15 protein-coding genes are annotated in these 17,317 nt (G+C 70.6%); 4 read left to right on the top strand and 11 right to left on the bottom strand.

Going from position 1 to position 17,317, the window contains the following annotated elements; translation table 11 throughout:
- Positions 1-67 precede the first annotated feature (67 nt).
- From ACEXOX_RS44320 to ACEXOX_RS44270, 11 genes are all read right to left on the bottom strand, one after another.
- On the bottom strand, positions 68-2,617 hold the full coding sequence (locus ACEXOX_RS44320; protein ID WP_406526784.1) for a Helicase associated domain protein: 2,550 nt from the start codon (positions 2,615-2,617) through the stop codon (positions 68-70).
- A 50-nt stretch (positions 2,618-2,667) separates the two neighbouring features.
- Positions 2,668-3,126, bottom strand: coding sequence for a helix-turn-helix domain-containing protein (locus tag ACEXOX_RS44315; protein ID WP_406526783.1), 459 nt, complete (start codon positions 3,124-3,126; stop codon positions 2,668-2,670).
- Positions 3,127-3,188: 62 nt separating this feature from the next.
- A complete protein-coding gene (locus tag ACEXOX_RS44310; protein WP_406526782.1) occupies positions 3,189-3,794 on the bottom strand; it encodes a hypothetical protein in 606 nt (201 codons plus the stop codon).
- A gap of 42 nt (positions 3,795-3,836) precedes the next feature.
- Positions 3,837-4,352: a hypothetical protein gene (locus ACEXOX_RS44305; protein ID WP_406526781.1), complete on the bottom strand. Its 516-nt coding sequence runs from the start codon at positions 4,350-4,352 to the stop codon at positions 3,837-3,839.
- A gap of 581 nt (positions 4,353-4,933) precedes the next feature.
- A complete protein-coding gene (locus tag ACEXOX_RS44300; protein WP_406526780.1) occupies positions 4,934-5,410 on the bottom strand; it encodes a hypothetical protein in 477 nt (158 codons plus the stop codon).
- The gene (locus tag ACEXOX_RS44295) at positions 5,403-5,771 is read right to left on the bottom strand and encodes a hypothetical protein (RefSeq protein ID WP_406526779.1); all 369 of its coding nucleotides are present in this window, start codon (positions 5,769-5,771) and stop codon (positions 5,403-5,405) included. The genes ACEXOX_RS44300 and ACEXOX_RS44295 overlap by 8 nt, the downstream gene beginning before the upstream one ends.
- A 245-nt stretch (positions 5,772-6,016) precedes the next feature.
- Positions 6,017-6,268: a hypothetical protein gene (locus tag ACEXOX_RS44290; RefSeq protein ID WP_406526778.1), complete on the bottom strand. Its 252-nt coding sequence runs from the start codon at positions 6,266-6,268 to the stop codon at positions 6,017-6,019.
- A gap of 43 nt (positions 6,269-6,311) precedes the next feature.
- Positions 6,312-6,794 carry a hypothetical protein gene (locus tag ACEXOX_RS44285; RefSeq protein WP_406526777.1) on the bottom strand — a complete coding sequence of 161 codons (483 nt, stop codon included), beginning with the start codon at positions 6,792-6,794 and terminating at the stop codon, positions 6,312-6,314.
- 74 nt (positions 6,795-6,868) lie between these two features.
- Positions 6,869-8,878, bottom strand: a complete 2,010-nt coding sequence (locus tag ACEXOX_RS44280) for an FtsK/SpoIIIE domain-containing protein (protein ID WP_406526776.1) — start codon at positions 8,876-8,878, stop codon at positions 6,869-6,871.
- A gap of 171 nt (positions 8,879-9,049) precedes the next feature.
- Positions 9,050-9,349: a hypothetical protein gene (locus ACEXOX_RS44275; protein ID WP_406526775.1), complete on the bottom strand. Its 300-nt coding sequence runs from the start codon at positions 9,347-9,349 to the stop codon at positions 9,050-9,052.
- A 464-nt stretch (positions 9,350-9,813) separates the two neighbouring features.
- Positions 9,814-10,665 (bottom strand): ParA family protein, encoded by an 852-nt coding sequence (locus ACEXOX_RS44270; RefSeq protein ID WP_406526774.1) that lies wholly within the window; start codon positions 10,663-10,665, stop codon positions 9,814-9,816.
- Positions 10,666-10,817: 152 nt separating this feature from the next.
- Between ACEXOX_RS44270 and ACEXOX_RS44265 the strand changes: the two genes are divergently transcribed.
- Genes ACEXOX_RS44265 through ACEXOX_RS44250 form a run of 4 tightly spaced genes read left to right on the top strand, consistent with a single transcriptional unit; the run spans position 10,818 to position 17,267 of the window.
- Entirely contained in the window at positions 10,818-11,192 is a 375-nt protein-coding gene (locus ACEXOX_RS44265; RefSeq protein ID WP_406526773.1) for a hypothetical protein, read from the top strand.
- A gap of 11 nt (positions 11,193-11,203) precedes the next feature.
- Positions 11,204-14,320, top strand: coding sequence for an ATP-binding protein (locus ACEXOX_RS44260; RefSeq protein WP_406526772.1), 3,117 nt, complete (start codon positions 11,204-11,206; stop codon positions 14,318-14,320).
- Positions 14,317-16,851: a hypothetical protein gene (locus tag ACEXOX_RS44255; protein WP_406526771.1), complete on the top strand. Its 2,535-nt coding sequence runs from the start codon at positions 14,317-14,319 to the stop codon at positions 16,849-16,851. The genes ACEXOX_RS44260 and ACEXOX_RS44255 overlap by 4 nt, the downstream gene beginning before the upstream one ends.
- The gene (locus tag ACEXOX_RS44250) at positions 16,851-17,267 is read left to right on the top strand and encodes a hypothetical protein (protein ID WP_406526770.1); all 417 of its coding nucleotides are present in this window, start codon (positions 16,851-16,853) and stop codon (positions 17,265-17,267) included. The genes ACEXOX_RS44255 and ACEXOX_RS44250 overlap by 1 nt, the downstream gene beginning before the upstream one ends.
- Positions 17,268-17,317 lie beyond the last annotated feature (50 nt).

Here is a 17,317-nt window from a genome sequence, read left to right as displayed (position 1 = left end):
CCGCCGGGCCTACAGATCCACCCCAGTGGTACGGGGCGGCAAGCAGCTCTCGCCGACGGGCTGCCGGTCACGTGCGCTTCGCTGGGACCTCTGGGCGGCCGCCTTGTCCTTCATCGGTCCTCCTGGGAGTGGGGATGGTGCGGTTGCCGCGGGCCGGCCAGGTGCCGGTGGCACGGTAGTGCTTGACCTTGGTGCACAGGTAGGTGTGGCTGTAGCCAAGCGCCACGCCGATGCTGGACTGGGTGACGCCCTCCTCGACCAGTTCCAGGACGGCGGCGCCCAGCCGGGCGCCGGACAGGCCGGCGAGCCGGTGGTGCTCGTCGGGGCGCAGGTCGCGCAGGGGCGCGATGCGCCAGACCATGCCGCGCGCGTCCAGCGCGGCGCGGCGCTCGGCCGGGACGGGGCCGGCGCCGTCGCGGGTGCCGTGGTGCAGGTTGCGGTAGTAGGAGATGCGCGAGCCCAGACGGTAGCCGGTGTCGTCGGTGTAGTCCTTCTCCACGGTGGCCAGGCTGCCGTGCTGGGCGACGTAGCGGTCGCAGGCTGCCAGGAACTCGTTCCAGGTCCGGTCCGGGCCCGCGGTGAAGGACAGGCCCAGTTCCTCCAGCGAGACGCGCTCGGCCGGGTCCAGCCGCCCGGCGGATGCCTGCCGGCGCACCGCCTTCAGGCGCATGCCCAGGGGGTAGCCGTCGCCGGTGACGTAGGAGACGGGCACGTTCAGGTGGCCGTGTTCGCCGCGGTAGTCCTGGCACGCGGTGTACAGCTCCTGCCAGCGGGCGTCGCGGGCATCCCAGACCATGCCCAGGCCGTCGAGTTGCGTGCGGACGAACTCCGGGATGCGCTGCGAGCGGCTGCGGGTGCTGTTGACCTTCTGGCCGAGCCGGTAGCCGCCGGGCGAGAGGTAGCTCTGGGGTACCAGCGTGTGCCCGAACGCGGCCTTGAAGGCGCGCAGCTCTTCCAGGAACCGCGCCCACGGCAGTTCCGTGGTGTCCCAGACCATGCCGATCTTGTCGAGGGCTTCGACCCGGTCCGGGCGCAGCCAGCCCTTGCGCCGGTGATGGCGGGCGTTTTGGATCCACTGTCCCAGGCGGAAGCCGTCCTCGGTCAGGTGAGCCGAGGGGATGCGCAGGTGGTTGTTGGCGGTGTGGAAGGCGCGGGCGTGCCCGAAGCCGGTCCACCAGGCGGAGGTGGTCTGCCGTACGGTCAGCGCGGTGATCTTCGCCAGGATGTCGTCACTGGTGCCGGGCGGCATCTGCACGGTGATGCGCGAGGGCAGCTGCGGGTTCGTCTCGTGGCCCTTGGAGCGCTGGGTGTCCAGCTCGATGCCCAGGCTCTCGTCGTGGGCGCGCAGGGCCCGCAGCACCTGCCACAGGACGCGGTACTCGCCCGGATCCAGGTCGCCGACGGGCTCGCCCGAGTCCGGCACGACGATCGGCACGATGACCGTGGCGGTCGCGGCCGGGCCCGAGCGGCGCAGCGCCCGGCCGACGGCCTGGACGATGTCGACCTGCGAGCGCTTGGGGTGGGTGAACAGCACCGCATCGACGGCCGGCACGTCCACGCCCTCCGACAGGCAGCGCACGTTCGTCAGCACGGTCCAGGCGTCGGGCGGTTCGCGCAGCGTGTCCAGGATCCGCTCGCGCTGGGCGTGGGTGTGCTCGCCGGTGATGCGCTCGCTGTGGACCGCTCCGGCGGGCCGCTGGCCGGCGGGCAGCCGGGCCAGGGTGGCGGGCAGGGTGCGGGAGAACTCGGCGGCGGCGTCCAGCCGGTGGCAGAACGCCAGGACGCGGCGCAGGCCGTACTGGCGGGCGGCCTTGCCCAGCACCGCCTGCGCGGCCAGCACCCGGGCGTCGGGGGCACCGGGCTCCTGGACGTGCCGGTGTTCGTCATCGGTCAGCAGTTCCAGCAGTTCGCTCTCGCCGATCCCGGCGATGACCACCCGGTAGTCGTCCAGGTGGCCCTCGCTGATGGCGCGGGCCCACGGATAGCTGAACAGCACCGGGCCGAAGACGCCGGTGTCCGACATCGTCAGCCCGTCGCCGGTCTGTGCGCGCAGGTCGTCGATGCGGGGCGTCGCGGTCATGAACAGCCGCCTGCGCGCGGGCAGGAACGCGTCGTCCAGGATGCGGCGGGTGACGTAGTCGGCGCGGCCCGCCAGGTGATGGGCCTCGTCGTGCACGGCCAGGTCCGCTGTGACGTGCGCGTCGCGCAGCGCCTGGGCCAGCCGGTGCCCGGAGGCGTAGGTGGCCACCACCAGGCGCCGGCCAGCGCCCCCGAGAAGCCACTTAGTGATCCCGGCCGGGTCGGTGGACACCTGGGCCGGGATGTCCGCCAGGTGCGCGGGGGCGTCGGTGACGGTGTCGTCGCTGCACACAGCCAGCACCGCATCCACCCGGGACGCGGCACGCCACTCGGTGATGGTCTGGGCCACCAGGGCCAGCGACGGGGTGAAGACCACGAGGAGGCCCGTATCGGGGACCAGTCGGGCCGCGGCCCGCACCGACATCAGCGTCTTTCCGGAGCCGCAGGCCGCGTGTAACTGGCCGCGGGCCGCTCGGCCCGCGACGATCGCCTCGACCGCTTCCTGCTGGTAGGGGCGCAGCATCTTGGAGTCGCGCACGAACTCTTGCTGAGGGCTCGGGCCATGGGCAGCGCAGGAAGGCACGCGGCTCACCGGCCAGCCGTCTCCGCGGCCGCCGTGCGGCCGCGGAGACGGTCCTCGGTATCCGCGTACGCGATGGCCAGGCCCGGCACCCGCAGGGCGATACGGGCGACGACCGCGCGGTGCCAGGAGGCGGGGAACAGCGGGTCCAGCTCGGGGTGCGCCGCCCAGTACTCGGCATCCGTACGGTAGGTGAACAAGCCCGGTTCCGGCAGGTCCTGCAGTTTCTCCGCGGCCCCGGCGACGAACTCGCCGGTGCGCTGCTCCAGGTCCTCCATCTCCAGGCGCACCCCGTCCGGGATCTGGTACTTGCCGGCCTCCCAGTGCCGGACCGTGCGCGCGGACACCCCCAGGTGGCCGGACAGCCACTCGGGGGTCAGCCCCAGGTACTCGCGCACGACGCGGAACTCGGCGTCGGTCATCCGCTCGTCCTCGGGCATCCCCGGCGGATCGGTGTATTCAGTCATCGGTTCTCCAAGGTGATGCCGCCCCGGCTGTCGCCGGGGCGGCGCAGGATGAAAACGAGGGATCAGTCGTCGTCTTCCTCGCTGAGGCCGTCGCGCAGCTGCCGCAGGTAGTCGTCCACCCCTTCCAGCACGACCACGCTGCTGTCGCTGACGCTGGCCAGGTCCTGGCGGATCAGCTCCTCGATCTCCATCAGGCGGTCGTCGGTCGTCTCGGCGGTGATGCCGTACTCGTCGGCCTCGCACCTGTTGGTGGCGCCGTCCACGTCCCAGACCGTCACCTGGTCCGATTCCACGAAGCGGTCCTCCAGCAGCCCTTCCAGCTCCTCCTCGGCGGCCCGGGCATCCTCCCCGAGGCGGGCGACCAGGTTGTTGCCGTCCCAGACCTGTTCCCAGTCGGCGAGGATCCGGTCGGCCAGCGGCCTGATGTCGCGCATCGCCTGGTTGGCGGCCTCGGCGTGCAGCAGGGGAATACCGTAGCGGCGCTCGAAGCCGTAGTGGACGCTGAACGGCACGGCGTTGCCGATCTCGGCGTTGTAGCTGGCGAGCAGAACGCCCTCGCGCAGGTCCAGTTCGATGTAGCAGGGCTGGGGTTCGCTCTGGCCGGAGTACTGGCGGTACAGCTCGTCGGGGCTGGTGCACTCGATGACGCGGGTCGTGGTGGTGGTCATGCTGTCCCCCTTCGGGACGGAGCGGACGTGGCGGTGTCGGTGTCAGAGGGCGGCGATGGCGGCGCGGATGCCGGAGACGACGGCGGCCCAGACCTCTTCACGGGAGGCGACGCGCGACTCGGAGAAGCCGTAGCGGCCGTGCAGCTTGCCGTCGGCGGTGTCGAACCAGACCTTGTCGATGCAGCCAGCGAGCTTGTACGCCTGGGAGTTGGAGATGTGCTCGCCCTGCCAGGAGGCGGAGGAGATGTTGCCGGTGTTGTAGTGGCTGGTCTCCAGCCCGGCGAAGGCGGCCCAGTCGTTGAGGTAGACGCGGTCCTTGTCGCCGCGCTGCCAGCGCCTGCCGCCGATCGCGGTCATCGTCTCGACCGAGTACACGACCGCGGCGGTCTTGCGGGCGGGGCGCTTGAGGGCGCCGAGGGCGATGCGGTGGGCCAGGGAGGCGGCGTCGATGACCCAGCGGCCGGCCTGCTTGACGGCGGCGACGGCTCCGAGACGGCACCAGGTGCGGACGGTGGCGACGGTGACGCGGGCTTCGAGTGCGGCAGCGGTGGTGTTCATCGACCGGTTCCTTCCGGCGGGGTCTGGGGCTAATCCCCTGACCTCACAACACCAAGGTAGCTTCCAAATATGGAAGCCGCAAGGGGTAATCCCGAAATGGGTGCCCGAACGGTCTACCACCGCTGCCCACAACGAAGTTGACGCCCCCGGTGAAGTCGGAGGCGTCAACGTTTCGAAGGCGGCAGACCTGGTGCGTTCTCTGCATCGGGTCTGCCAGCCGGTCCCAAGTGCGGAGACCCCAGCTGTTACCCGGGGCCTCCGAAACCCGCCGGCCGACTCTCACCGTACGCCGCGCCGCACAGCCGGGCAGCCGCTTCCGCCCACTTCACCACGGCCGGACAAAACGGCTGACGCGCCCGATGGGACGCGAGGTGAACCACCAAGCGCATCAGCCCACGCTGACGACCTCGCACACAGACGCGACCGGCGCAGCACTCCCCGGACCGCTCCAGCACCCGCTGGGCCCGCACCAGGTCCGGGGCGCCGACGTTGGCGAGAAGCCACGGCACCAGCCGGTCCGCCGACACTTCACTCCAGACGAAGGAGTGCAGCGCTCCCGGCCGCACCGCCGGAACGGCGCGTCACTGCTGGTCCTGTTCCAGCCTCTGCAGCGCTTCATAGAAGAGCTGCCGGTACTCCTCCGCATGAGCAGCGATCAGCTGCTGGATGGCTTCCTCTCTTGCCGCGTCGCGCAGCGGCCGACGCGGACTCGGACGCGGACGGGCGATACGGTCCCGCGCTTCCCGACGGCGCTTGAGCACCTTCTCCTGAAACACGCGCGCCTTCTTGCGCCACTGCCGCGCCTCCGCCGAGTCGTCCTCCTTGCGTTGCGACAACTGACCTTCCAGACTCACGAGTATCTCGGTGAGAGCCAGCTCCCAGCGGCGAAGGTTCTTCCGGTGGCGCAGGGACAGGGCCTCCTCACGAGTGGTCCCCTCACGGATATCGCGTGCCACGATCTCGTCGAACTGCGCTTGAGGGAGATCCCGCAAAAGCAGCTCGTCGCCGTCCTGCGGTAGCAGGCCGGCGGCCTGAAAGTCACGCTCTTGCCTAGCCATCGGGCAGGACTCCCCGTCTCGGAGGTGTGATCTTTCTCGGTGGTGCGGTGGGCGGCGGTGCGGCGTTCGTCTTCGGCCCCGGCCTTCCAGCTGGCCGCGTGGCGCTGCGCTGCAGCGTAGCCGGGGGTGGTGTAGCCGAGCGCGACGAGGCGCGTTGCCACCAGTGTCCCCTGCCCACGACCGCGGCGGTCTTGCGGGCGGGGCGCTTGAGGGCGCCGAGGGCGATGCGGTGGGCGAGGGAGGCGGCGTCGATGACCCAGCGGCCGGCGGTCTTGACGGCGGCGACGGCTCCGAGACGGCACCAGGTGCGGACGGTGGCGACGGTGACGTGGGCTTCGAGTGCGGCAGCGGTGGTGTTCATCGACCGGTTCCTTCCGGCGGGGTCTGGGGCTAATCCCCTGACCTCACAACACCAAGGTAGCTTCCAAATATGGAAGCCGCAAGGGGTAATCCCGAAATGGGTGCCCGAACGGTCTACCACCGCTGCCCACAACGAAGTTGACGCCCCCGGTGAAGTCGGAGGCGTCAACGTTTCGAAGGCGGCAGACCTGGTGCGTTCTCTGCATCGGGTCTGCCAGCCGGTCCCAAGTGCGGAGACCCCAGCTGTTACCCGGGGCCTCCGAAACCCGCCGGCCGACTCTCACCGTACGCCGCGCCGCACAGCCGGGCAGCCGCTTCCGCCCACTTCACATACCGGCGCAGCGCCCGCCCGGACGGCTCCAGCACCCGCTGGGCCCGCACCGGGTCCGGGGCGCCGACGTTGGCGAGAAGCCACGGCACCAGCCGGTCCGCGGGCACCACCGTCACCCCGCGCAGACGGAACCCGCCCGGCTTCGGCGGGGCGTTGTGGGACAGCACCGCAGCGGTGGCCGGCGGGCCGCCGTCGACCGCGCCACGCAGGCTACGCCGCGCTGCCGAGGTAGCGGGCGGCAACGTCCAAAAAATCGTCATGCGCGACCTTCGCGCCCTCGCGAGCGTCGGTCAACGCCTGCCTGCTGGACCACGAGTCATGCATCGCATACGTCAGCGTGATCATTCGTTCAGCGGCAGCACGCACAGCCTGGTCCTCAATGAGGACGCGCACCGCGACCAACGGGCGGGTGACCGCGCTCCGGGTCATGTGGCTTTCGTCTAGCAGCGTTTGCTTCCTCGCAGCCGGAAGCTCTTCGAGGATCGCGTCGCCGCGCATCCACATGGCCCGGCGGTGGTCGCTGACCGCGCAAGCCAGCGCCGTAACTGCCTCCAGCCGGTCACGGCGGACCGCTTCACTGTGCGTGATGTGCGCCGCGCGTTCCGCAGCGCGCTCCTGAAACCGGCCGCTGACGATCGCCCCGAGCAGGGTGCCCGTGATGGCCAGGGCAGCAGTTATAAGTGTCGGTAACACGGGTTCCTCCTCTGAGACACTGGCTGGCCCGGCCACACGCGCGGCTTATGGTCGGGCCAGCCACGTAGTGCCGGTCAGGCGTGTACGGGCACCTTGCGCACCAGGACGTCATCGACGCCCAGGCGCTGCTCGCCGTCGTCGCCGTCGGCCGTCTCGTAGGTGATCTCGATCCACTCCTCACCCGCGCCGTACTCGTCTTCGTCCTCGCCGAAGTGGAGGTCGGTGATGCGGACGGCCTCACCCTCGATCAGCACCGTCTGGTCCACCTCCAGCTCATAGACGCCCACTTCCTCTTCGGCGGCCTCCGGCAGGGCCGGGGCCTCGGCCGGCTCCTGGCCCTCGTCGTCAGCCGCGGCCGCGATGGGTGCCGGGGCCGCCATCTGCCGCTGCTCCGCCGTCCAGCCCAATTCGGCCGTGTTGAGGTGACCGAGGAAGGCCAACGGGTCGTTGGCGTGCTGCGCGGCCTGGGTGTTCATACGGGCTACGAGCTGGTTCCAGATGGCAGCGTCCTCGGTGTCGAACGCATCGTCGTCTTCTGGTGTGAGCAGGCGCAGCACCTGAACCTGCATCGGCCCGTCGGGGCCGGTCGCGATGCCTCGGCCCTGGATGTTGGGCAGGTCGGTGCCGGTGTGCGCGTCGCCCCACATCATGCGCGCGGCTTCCGGCGTGGTCCGGTCCAGGCTGATGCGGAACCGGAAGCTGTCGCGGGCCAGGCCGGACAGGAACTCTGCGTCGGGCCTTTGGATGCCCTGCACCAGGTGGATGCCGGCGGTACGGGCCAGGACCGCCATCCGCCGCCACTTCGCCAGGCAGGGGTGGTCCCTGCCCTTGAGGTCCTTGTTCAGCGCCTTTTCTTCCGCCCACATTTCCGCGAATGCTTCCTTGGCGATGTAGAACTCATCCAGGATGAAAAGGAGGCGCGGGAACTCGCCCTTCTTTGCCTTGCGTTGCTTGATGGCGGTGTAGCGGTACATCATTTCGTCGTGCGTGCGCTCGATGGCCTTGGCGATGTGCTCCGGGTCTGTCAGTACGGTCACGCCCTCCAGGTCTTCGAAGTCCAGGTATTCGGTCATCTTCGGGTCGCACAGGATCACCGGAATGCCGAGCACGCGGGCCGCGACGACGAGGTTGCGGATGAGGACGGTTTTACCGCTGCCCGTGGGGCCGATCACCAAGGCGTGAGGGTTTTTGCTGCCCAGCTTCCAGGACTGGATCGAGTGATCTTCCGCGATGGCGAAAGGCAGCTCGTTCGGCCGGAACTTGTGCAGCAGCGGGTAGCGGACGTTCGTGGGGAACGGTGGCCGCAGCGTGAACGTGACTCGGTCGTTTTCCAGGTCCCAGTTATCGCGCCAGTCCCCGGGCAATTTGCTGTCCATGGAAAGCGTGACGCGGTGCCGGAAATTCGCCGACAGGTCGCGCGACGTTGTCGGATATTTGACTTCGATGCGTGTCGGCGTGTCGCCGTCGAAGGCGAGGTCGGCGACATCGGCGGCGGCGCCCATGATCGAGCGGACGACGCTTGTCGTGCGCTCGCGCAGCCGGGCCTGGTGCTGGGTGTCGTCCTGGCCGACCGGCGACACGGGGGTGTCGCTCTCGACGATGACGCCGGCTGTCGCTGTCGCCTCGACCCGACACAGCAGGCGACGGCGCCGGGTCTCCCATGTCGCCTCGATGTCGGCGCCCATCCGGGTGGCGATGATCTGTCGCACCGCCTTGCGGGCCTTGTCGTCGCTGTCGGGGAAGGTCGCCGGGTAGGTGATCCTGATCTTCTCCGGGAGCCCCGCGTTGCGCGCGGTGATCTTGACCATCTTCCGGGCCCCGGCTCGGTCGGTCTTCATCACGGGGGCGAGGGCGGCGGCCAGGTCCCGCTGGAGCTGGGTGCGGCGGTGGTGCCACAGGCCGCCGAGGCTGCCGAGGACCGCGACCAGGACCACGGCGCCGAGCAGTGGTGCACGCAGCTCGGTGTGGCCGGTCAGGCTGGTGGCCGCCCACCCGACCAGGCCGAGGCCGACGGCGGCCATCAGGACGGAGGGGACCGGCGAGCGGTCCGCTGCGGTGTCGGTGGGGCTGGGTGGTGCTGTCATGCTGGCTGACCTCCGGGTGTGACCTCGTGTGATGGCGCGCTCCAGCGCGCCCCCTCACTGGGCTTGACAGCGGGGTGTACGCTGAGACTGAACCGCACGAAGGAGGATCTGAGGACTCAGCGTCCCCCTCCGCTTCCGCCCATCTCGGGCGAATTTTTCCGTCACGCCCCGTCACTGCCCTTCGGGGCCGGGGCCGGTGGGCTTCCCCCTCGTCTTGCGGTTGTGCGCCCGCAGGCGGGCGCCGCGGACCGCCGCGGAGGAGTCGGGCCCGCTCGTCAGCCGGCCCTCGACCCGGGGGAAGGGGCGGCCGTGGTTGTAGCGGGCCTCCAGCCGCTTGACCTCCCGCAAGATCACGGCGCGCACCAGCGCGCTCTGGTTCGGGGAGCCGTCCGGCCGGTGGGCGGTGTGCTTGATCGCGGCCTTCATCCGCTCCACGAGACTCGGCGCCAGGGTGTAGGAGAACTGCCGCATCGCCTCCAGGTCCTCCTCCGGCGCATCACCGCCGGCGAGGTCGCCGTCGGCCGCCGTGTCGCCGACGCCGGCGGCAACGGCGCCCGTGTTTCCTGTGTCGTCTGTCGCCGACGCGTCGCCTGTCGCCGGGGTGGCGTCTGCGGCCGCCGTGTCGCCTGTCGCCTGTCGCCTGTCGTCGTGTCGCCTTGTCGCTGTGTCGCCCGGGGCGGTGTCGCTTGTCGCCGTGCCGGCTGTCGGCTGTCGCTGTCGCCTGTCGGCCGTCGTGTCGTCTGTCGCCGGGGTGTCCGGTGTCGCCGACGTGTCGCCCGTCGCGTCCGGTGCCGCTGTCGCGTGTCGCCCGGCCGTGTCGCCCAAGACGACATCGACCGGGTCCGGCTCCGTCCTGGGGGTAATGCCCGCAGGCTGTCGGCGGTATTTCGTGCCCGTCGGCATATCTGGCTCCCCCGTGCTTTCTTTGCCCGCCATCATGACGCGCTCTCCTGCCTCGGCAGTGAATCGTAGATGTGCTGGTAGATGTCGCCGACTTCTTTCAAGTCGTCCCCTCCGAATTCACGGCACGGCGTGTGATAGCTTTCGAGCGCTTCGGGAACCCGCGGGCTCCGCGGAACTGGTGGTTCCAGTACTTTGCTGCCGAATCTGTTTCTTATTTCACCGAGGACTCTGCGGGAGTCTTCTGTTTCTTCGAAACCGGTGACGATAACCCCGGCGATTGTCAGCTCCGGATTTCCCTTTTCTGCGATCCGCTGGGCTGTGTAGCGCATTTCTTCCGCGCCTTGTGCGCTCCATACGGTGGCCCTCGCCGTGATGAACAGGTGCTCCATTCCGAGGAGCCCTGTTGCGGACAGCTTTCCCAGGTCCCGCGGCAGGTCGATAATGACGTCGTCCACGAGGCCATCCAGCTCTCCATCAATCCGGGCACGGCGCAGCGTGCCGATTCCCGCGGTGGTGATATCCACCTCGCGATTGGCCAGGAAACGGTCCGCCGGTGCGACCAGGACGCCCTCCCACGCGGTGGGCACCAGGACGTCGGCGAGCGGCAGCGGCTCCCGTGCGCCGGGTCCGTGGGCCTGCAGCGCGTCCTTGATCCCGACCCGGCGGGAGGCCGGTTCCAGTACGGCGGTGGCGTCGCCCTGGGGGTCCAGTCCGATGACCGCCACCCGGCGCCGCCGTGGGCCGTTATGCCGCTGGGTGGCCGCGTAGGCCAGCTCCAGCGCGGTGGTGGTGCAGCCGCTGCCGCCCTTGCCTTTGCCTACTCCTATCCACATCCCATTTGCCCGCAATCTCCCTCGTTGTCGGCCCCCGTCGGTAAAACCCATGGGACATGGTAGGGCTCGCTAGCTGACCTGCAGAGACCGCATATCCGGCCACGCAATACCGCTTCGAAAACCGCGCCGCACACCCTATGCTGGTCAAGTCCCATGGGTTACATGGGTTTTCAACATCCCGTCTCGCAGAAGGGGACACTCCCGTGAAGATCCGGATCCGCGAACACCTGCGCCGCCTGCGGCCGCTGACGCCCGCCCAGCTCACCCACCGCCGGCGCGTACGCCAGCTCCGCACCGGCCACCAGCTCCACGCACTGACCGGTGCTGCCGTCCTCGCCGGCGGCGGCACCCAGCTCGCCGCCTTCGGCACCAACGGCCTGGAGGAGTTCCTGAAAGGGGACGCCCTGCAGGTCGGCATTCTGATCGCCGGCCTCGTCGTGATCTTCAGCGCCAAGAAGAAGGACGCGCCCGGCGCCCTGGTCGTCGGCGGCATCGGCCTGTTCGGCCTGGCGATCATGGGCCTGTCGGGCAAGGGGTTCGACATCGGCGAGTTCCTGTCCGGCTGGATCTGGCACTAGGAGCAGCCGCCATGCAGATGCACACCGACGACGAGATCTACGCGGTGGACGACATTTTCCTGGGCCCGCCGCGCGCCTCTTTCCCGTTCCGCGTGCGCTACCGCGCCTACCTCATCGGCGCGGCCCTCTTCGCCCTGATCCTGGTCCTGGAGATCTGGACGGGCGTCATCGGCCCCTGGAACGCCGTCTACGGCCTGCTCGCGACCATCTGGCTCACGATGCAGGTCATGGAGCGCGTCGACCACGAGCACACCGCCAAGGCCGTCTTCGCCTCCTTCGCGCACGAAGTGGCCGCCCCCGCGGCACGGCCCGCACCACCGGCCGCAGCCGCCTGTCCCTGGCCGGCGTACGTCACCGCGCACGCCGCACCCGCTGACCCACCCGCCCCTGCGTACCCGCCCGGCCCGCGGCCGGGCCCACGCCTGCCCAACACTGCACAAGGGGAACCCGTGAAGAAGAAGACCAAGGAGCAGCGCGGCCTGCTGGCCCGCCTGCTGACCACCAGCCGCCCCACCACCGACGCCGCCTACCGCAGCGGCCTGCAGCTGTCCGACGTCGTCGGCAACCTGGCCGTCAGCCGGTCCGGCACCGTCACCGCCTGGTACGTCGCCGGACCCCAGCGCTGGAGCTTCCTGTCGGATGCCGACCGCAACCAGCTCCTGCTGGCCCACGCCCAGCGCCTGGCCGAGCTCAACGGCCGCCGCATCCACCTGCGCATCACCCACCGCCCCTACCCGGTCGCGCGGTGGGCCCGGGCGCTGGACGACAGCGTCATCAACCCCCTGCCCGGCTGGGACCGCTACCTCGAAGAAGAGCAGCGCAAGGTGGGGCGGCTGCCGCTGGACGACAAGGTCGTCTACTACGGCGTGACCGTCGGGCGGCTGTCCGGCCTGGGCCGCAGCACCCACCGGTGGTTCGCGGCGAGCCAGCGGGAGGTCGACGCCCTGGGCCGCGACCTGCAGACCATCACCGCCACGATGCGGTCGGCCGGCATGACCGCCTCCCCCGCCGACCCCGACGACATGCACTGGCTGCTGACCCGCTCCCTGGGCCTGGGCCTGCCCGCCCCGCTGGACGTCCCACCCCAGCCCGATGACCAGTGGTACCCCGAGGACCTGGCGGAGTTCACCGAGGCTGCCGAGTGGTCCTCCCCCGAGCCCTACACCCCGCACATCGTGGTCACCGGCACCCGGCAGGAGCCCGTCACCCGCTACGTCTCCGTGCTCAGCGTCGGCCGCATGTCCCTGTCCCCCATCCCGGAGTCGGGCGCCTCGCCCTGGCTGCAGCGCCTGGACCGGCTGCCGTTCCCCTACGAGGTCAGCGCCACCTTCGACGTGCGCGAAGGCGACGTCGTCAACAAGGAGATGCGCGACCAGCTCGACCGCATCCACCACCAGGTGCGCCACCACCAGGAGCACGGCGTGGACATCCCCCATCAGCTCGCCCGCCAGCGCCAGCAGGGCCTGGACACCGAGGACGAGGTGAAATCCGCAGGGTTCGCGGGGGTGTCCACCCGGACCCACGGCTGGGTCCGTATCGCCGTGGCCGGCACCACCCCCGAGCAGACCCACGACCGCGTCAGCCGCGTGCAGCAGCTCTACAAGGGGCAGATGCTCATCCACCGCCCGGCCGACCAGTACAAGCTGGCCCGGGAGTTCATCCCGTGCGAGCCGATCGCCAACGACGCCTACAAGCGCAGGCTGCCGGTGACCACGCTCGCCGGGGCCCTGCCCGCCGCGTCCGCCCTGGTCGGCGACCGCATCGGCCCCAACCTCGGCTACACCAGCGGCGCCAGCCGCCGCGCAGTGATGTGGCACCCCTGGCGCTCCACCGAGGTCGCCGAGCGCTCCGGCCTGACCCTCGTCGTCAGCACCCTCGGCGGCGGTAAGAGCACCCTGGGCGGGAAGTTCGCTTACGACTCCACCCGGATGGGCGCACCGGTCACCGTACTGGACCCCTCCGGGCCGATGACCAGGCTGTGCACACTTCCGGAGCTGCGCCCGTTCGCGCGCGAGATCGACCTGATGGGCGCCGAGCCCGGCACCCTCAACCCCTACCGCGTCATCCCCGACCCGCGGCCCGACCATTTCGAACCCGAGCAGTACCGGGATAAGCCGGACCCCGTGCACGCCGCCGACACCGCCTACCGGACCGCCCAGCAGTCCGCCCGGGCGCAGCGCCGCACGCTGGCCGTGGACGTCCTGCGCGGCCTGCTGGACCACTCCCTGCGCTCCTCCGAGGCGACCAACAAGGCGCTGCTGATGGCCTCCCAGCGCGCGGACACCTCCATCCACAGCAGCCCGTACGCGATCATCGACGTCCTGGAAAAGCTGGACGGCTCGCTGGCCGAGCACGGCAAGCACCTGGCCGAGCTGCTGCGCGGCGCGGCCGAACTGCCGCAGGGGCAATTGATCTTCCCGGCGGTCGACGCCGGCGACGACCACTACCTGACCGCCCACCACCGCCTGGTCGTGATGTCCCTCAAGGGCCTCAACCTGCCCACCGCCGGAGTGCCCGCAAGCGAATGGACACTCGATGAGCAGTACTCCATGCCACTGCTGTACCTGGCCGGGTGGTACGCCCAGCGCTCCATCTACGACCGCCCCATGCACGAGCGCAAGGGCCTGCTGATGGATGAGGCGTGGGCGCTGCTCAACGTCTCCAGCGGGCGCGCCCTGGTGAAGAAGACCGGCCGCGACTCCCGTAAGCACAACGCGCGGGCGGTGGTCATCTCACAGGACGCCGGCGAACTGATGGCGGCCGACCTGGGCAACTGGATCGACTCTGTGTTCATCGGCCGGACCACCGGCGAGGAAGCCCAGCGCGCCGCCCTGCGGCTGATCGGCATCGCGCCAGGCAACGGCTACGAACGCGTCCTCGAAGGGCTGTCCGCCCCGCGCCGCAGCACCGGCACCACCATGCAGGCCGACTACATCGACCGCGAATTCATCTTCAGCGACGGCAACGGCGGCATCGAACGCATCACCGTGGACTTGCGCCACCGGCCCTCGCTCTTCAGGGCCCTGAACACCACCGCGGCCCCGCTCTCCCAGCGCACCGGGACCAACCCCTGGACGGACACGGCCGTGCAGGGCCTGGTCCAGCAGAACGGCGGTGCCCGGCGATGACGACGCCTCTCCTGGCCCCGGGGGCCCGGCTGCTGCGCGGCCTGCGGCCCCGGCGCACCTGGGCGCTGGCCCTGCTCCTCGCCGTCCTCGGCGCGCTCCTGGTGGGCCCTTCCGCCCACGCCGCCCCGCCCGACCTGTGCGACAAGGTCCCCGGGCAGGCGGCCGACTGGTGCCAGCGCGACGACAGCACCGAGGCACCCAAACAGCCCCCGTCCCTGGACGACCCGGCGGGCCTGACCCCGAACTGTAAGAATGCCCCCGCCCCGGCGATGCCGGGCAGCGGCCCGGCCGCCTGGGCCGACACGCCGCCCAAGAAGCCGCTGGCCCCCCTCGACCCGAAGTCTCCGGAGGCCCGCGCCCACCTGTACGAGCAGTACGGCCTGTCAGGATTCCGCTGGTCGACCTACGATCTGGGATGCTCCGGGACCGGCGTCGGCGAGATGATCAGCGCGGCCAGCTCCGGCTACGAGACCAAGGTCGCCAACTGGCTCTACAGCGCTTCTACTTGGTGGACGTCGCTGGCGGTCAGCCTCCAGCAGGAGGCCACCGGCGACGGCTACCTGAACAAGCTCAACGTGGTCTTCGGCGACGCCACCAAGGCCGTGGCCGAGGCCATCTACCGGCCGTGGATCAGCATCTCCCTGCTGGTCCTGGGCCTGGGCATCGTCTACCAGGCCCGGCGCAAGAACCTGCCCGACGCGACGAAGTCCGCGGTCTGGGCCCTGCTGGTCATGACCGTCACGAGCGTGGTGTTCAACTGGCCCCAGGAAGCGGGCAAGCTGGCGGATGCTGCCGTGACCGAGACCGTGGGCCGCATCCAGCAGGGGGTGGCCGGGGACGCCGCCCATGGGTCGGCGCCCGCCACCAGCCAGGGCAACCTGATCGCCTCCTCGATCCTGTACGAAGGGTGGGCAACCGGTGTCTTCGGTGACAGCAAGTCCCCCACCGCCCGCAAGTACGGCACCGACCTTTTCGACGCGCAGGCGCTGACCTGGGCAGAGGCCAAGCTGCCGCCCAAGGAGCGCGCGACGGTCATCAACGCCAAGGCCAAGAAGTGGGAGACGCTGGCCGCCAAGGTCAAGGCCGAGGACTCCACCGCGTACGCGCACCTGACCGGCGCCGAGGACGGCCGCCTGGGCACTGCGGTCAACACGGCCCTGGGGGCTATCCCGACGAACGCGTACTCGTTCATGTCGTCCATCGCGATCACCTGTGCGCGCCTGATCCTGAAGATGATCGGGGTGTTCCTGCCCGCCATCGCGGCGCTGGCCATCCACCGGCAGCTCAGCGGCACCCTGCGTACCGTCGGCAAGAGCGCGGCGGCAGCCGTGATCAACGCTCCCGTCTTCGTCCTGGCCGCCTCCCTGGACACTCTCCTGATCCAGGTTCTTCTGCAGGAGGACAACCACCTGCCCCACTGGTTCGCGATCGTCCTGATCTGGATCATCACGGCCATGCTCTGGGCCATGTCCAAGCCGTTCCGCAAGATCAGTTCCATGGTGTCGCCCAACAGCGACTGGTTCGGCGGCGGGGTCGGCATCCTCGGCAAGGCGAAGACCATGGCGTTCGGCGCCGCCCTCGGCTACGCGAAGGGCAAGGTCAACGCCCGCCAGATCGGCAGCATCATCAACCCGAAGGGCAGCGGAGCCAGCGGCCGGGGCGGGGGCGGAGGCCTGCGGGGCCTGGGCCGCGGGCGCGGCGTGGAGGACCGCGGCGATGCCGACGAGCAGCTGCCCGGCGGCATCGACCACGACGACGAGGCCACCACCCGCCGCTTCGTGCGGCGCGAGGGCGAGCCCTGGAGCGAGGAGACCGAGTACGAGCCCGGCCCGGTCACCACCGACCACGACGGCGAGGACACCGGCTACTGGGTACCCGACCACGCCAGCCGCCCCGGCGCCTCCGTAGTCCCCTACCAGGGCGACGGCCAGCAGCCGGCCGTCGGCGAGACCGCGCCGGAGATGCACGCCGACTGGCCGCCGATGCACCGCGTTGACCCTGTCGCGCTCGCCAAGGGCGCCGCCGTGCAGCAAGAGGTGCGCCGGCGCCAGGCGGACGAGGCCGAGCGCCAGGCCCAGGAGGCACGCCGCGCCGAGGCCGCCCAGCAGGCCGCCGAGGCACAGCAGCGCTTCGAGGAGGAGCAGCGGCTCCGCGAGGAAGCCGACCGCGAGGAAGCCGAGCGCCGGGCGCAGCGGGCCCGGGAGGCGGAGATGCTCGCCGCCATCGCCCGGGCCGTCGGCGAGGGTACCGCCGCCGGCCTCGCCGGCCACGGCCGTACCGCCCCGCCGCCGCCCCGTGCTTCGCGCAGTTCGCAGCCGCCCCGGGACCGGCAGGGGACCTACGAGGCAGGCCCCAGCTCGCCGCCGCCCCCGCCGCCGAGTTTCGACGGGGACCGGCCCATCCCGGTCGCGCCGGAGTTCACCGAGGCCGACGGCTCGCGCACGTTCGTCATCTACTCCCCCACCAGCGGCTACAGCACCCACCACGACGACGGTCCGCGTGACAGCGGCAGCACCCCCGAGGACATCTGATGCGCGACCAGATCCGATCCGTGCTGCGCTGGCCGCTGTACAGCCCGCGCCGGCTGGCCGCCGTCCTGACGGCCGCCGTCGCGCTGCTGTTCCTCCTCAACGCCTGCAACGACAAGCAGCGGCCCGCCGACCCCAAGCCCGCCGCCGCTCCCAGCACGGCGCCGCGCACCAGCACCCCGGCGCCGTCCGCCTCCGCGGCCCCCAGCGCCTCGCCGGACATGGCGGCCGCGCTGGACACCGCGCGGGCCTTCGTGACCGCCTGGGCTTCCCACAAGGAGCCCGCCGCCTGGCTGGCCGGCGTACAGCCCCAGGCCACCCCCGCCTCGCCCAGAAGCTGTCCACCGTCGATCCCAGCCGTATCAAGGCGACCAAGGTCACCACCGCGACGGTCACCGACACCGGCGGCGGCGAGCTGACCTCGGCCGCCGTGCAGACCGACGCCGGACCGGTGTCCGTCGGCATGATG

Origin of the sequence: Streptomyces sp. Ac-502, assembly GCF_045222935.1 — a bacterium.
GTDB classification, from domain to species: Bacteria; Actinomycetota; Actinomycetes; order Streptomycetales; family Streptomycetaceae; genus Streptomyces; species Streptomyces monomycini.
The sequence above is the reverse complement of the archived record's forward strand: the minus strand, read 5'-3'. Positions and strand labels throughout refer to the sequence as shown.

What these genes read in the sequence shown, in the direction of transcription:
- ACEXOX_RS44315 (WP_406526783.1), bottom strand. Translation starts at nt 3,126, where the DNA reads ATGACTGAATACACCGATCCGCCGGGGATGCCCGAGGACGAGCGGATG.
- ACEXOX_RS44310 (WP_406526782.1), bottom strand. Translation starts at nt 3,794, where the DNA reads ATGACCACCACCACGACCCGCGTCATCGAGTGCACCAGCCCCGACGAG.
- ACEXOX_RS44305 (WP_406526781.1), bottom strand. Translation starts at nt 4,352, where the DNA reads ATGAACACCACCGCTGCCGCACTCGAAGCCCGCGTCACCGTCGCCACC.
- ACEXOX_RS44300 (WP_406526780.1), bottom strand. Translation starts at nt 5,410, where the DNA reads ATGGCTAGGCAAGAGCGTGACTTTCAGGCCGCCGGCCTGCTACCGCAG.
- ACEXOX_RS44295 (WP_406526779.1), bottom strand. Translation starts at nt 5,771, where the DNA reads ATGAACACCACCGCTGCCGCACTCGAAGCCCACGTCACCGTCGCCACC.
- ACEXOX_RS44280 (WP_406526776.1), bottom strand. Translation starts at nt 8,878, where the DNA reads ATGACAGCACCACCCAGCCCCACCGACACCGCAGCGGACCGCTCGCCG.
- ACEXOX_RS44275 (WP_406526775.1), bottom strand. Translation starts at nt 9,349, where the DNA reads ATGCGGCAGTTCTCCTACACCCTGGCGCCGAGTCTCGTGGAGCGGATG.
- ACEXOX_RS44270 (WP_406526774.1), bottom strand. Translation starts at nt 10,665, where the DNA reads ATGGGTTTTACCGACGGGGGCCGACAACGAGGGAGATTGCGGGCAAAT.
- ACEXOX_RS44260 (WP_406526772.1), top strand. Translation starts at nt 11,204, where the DNA reads ATGCAGATGCACACCGACGACGAGATCTACGCGGTGGACGACATTTTC.
- ACEXOX_RS44255 (WP_406526771.1), top strand. Translation starts at nt 14,317, where the DNA reads ATGACGACGCCTCTCCTGGCCCCGGGGGCCCGGCTGCTGCGCGGCCTG.
- ACEXOX_RS44250 (WP_406526770.1), top strand. Translation starts at nt 16,851, where the DNA reads ATGCGCGACCAGATCCGATCCGTGCTGCGCTGGCCGCTGTACAGCCCG.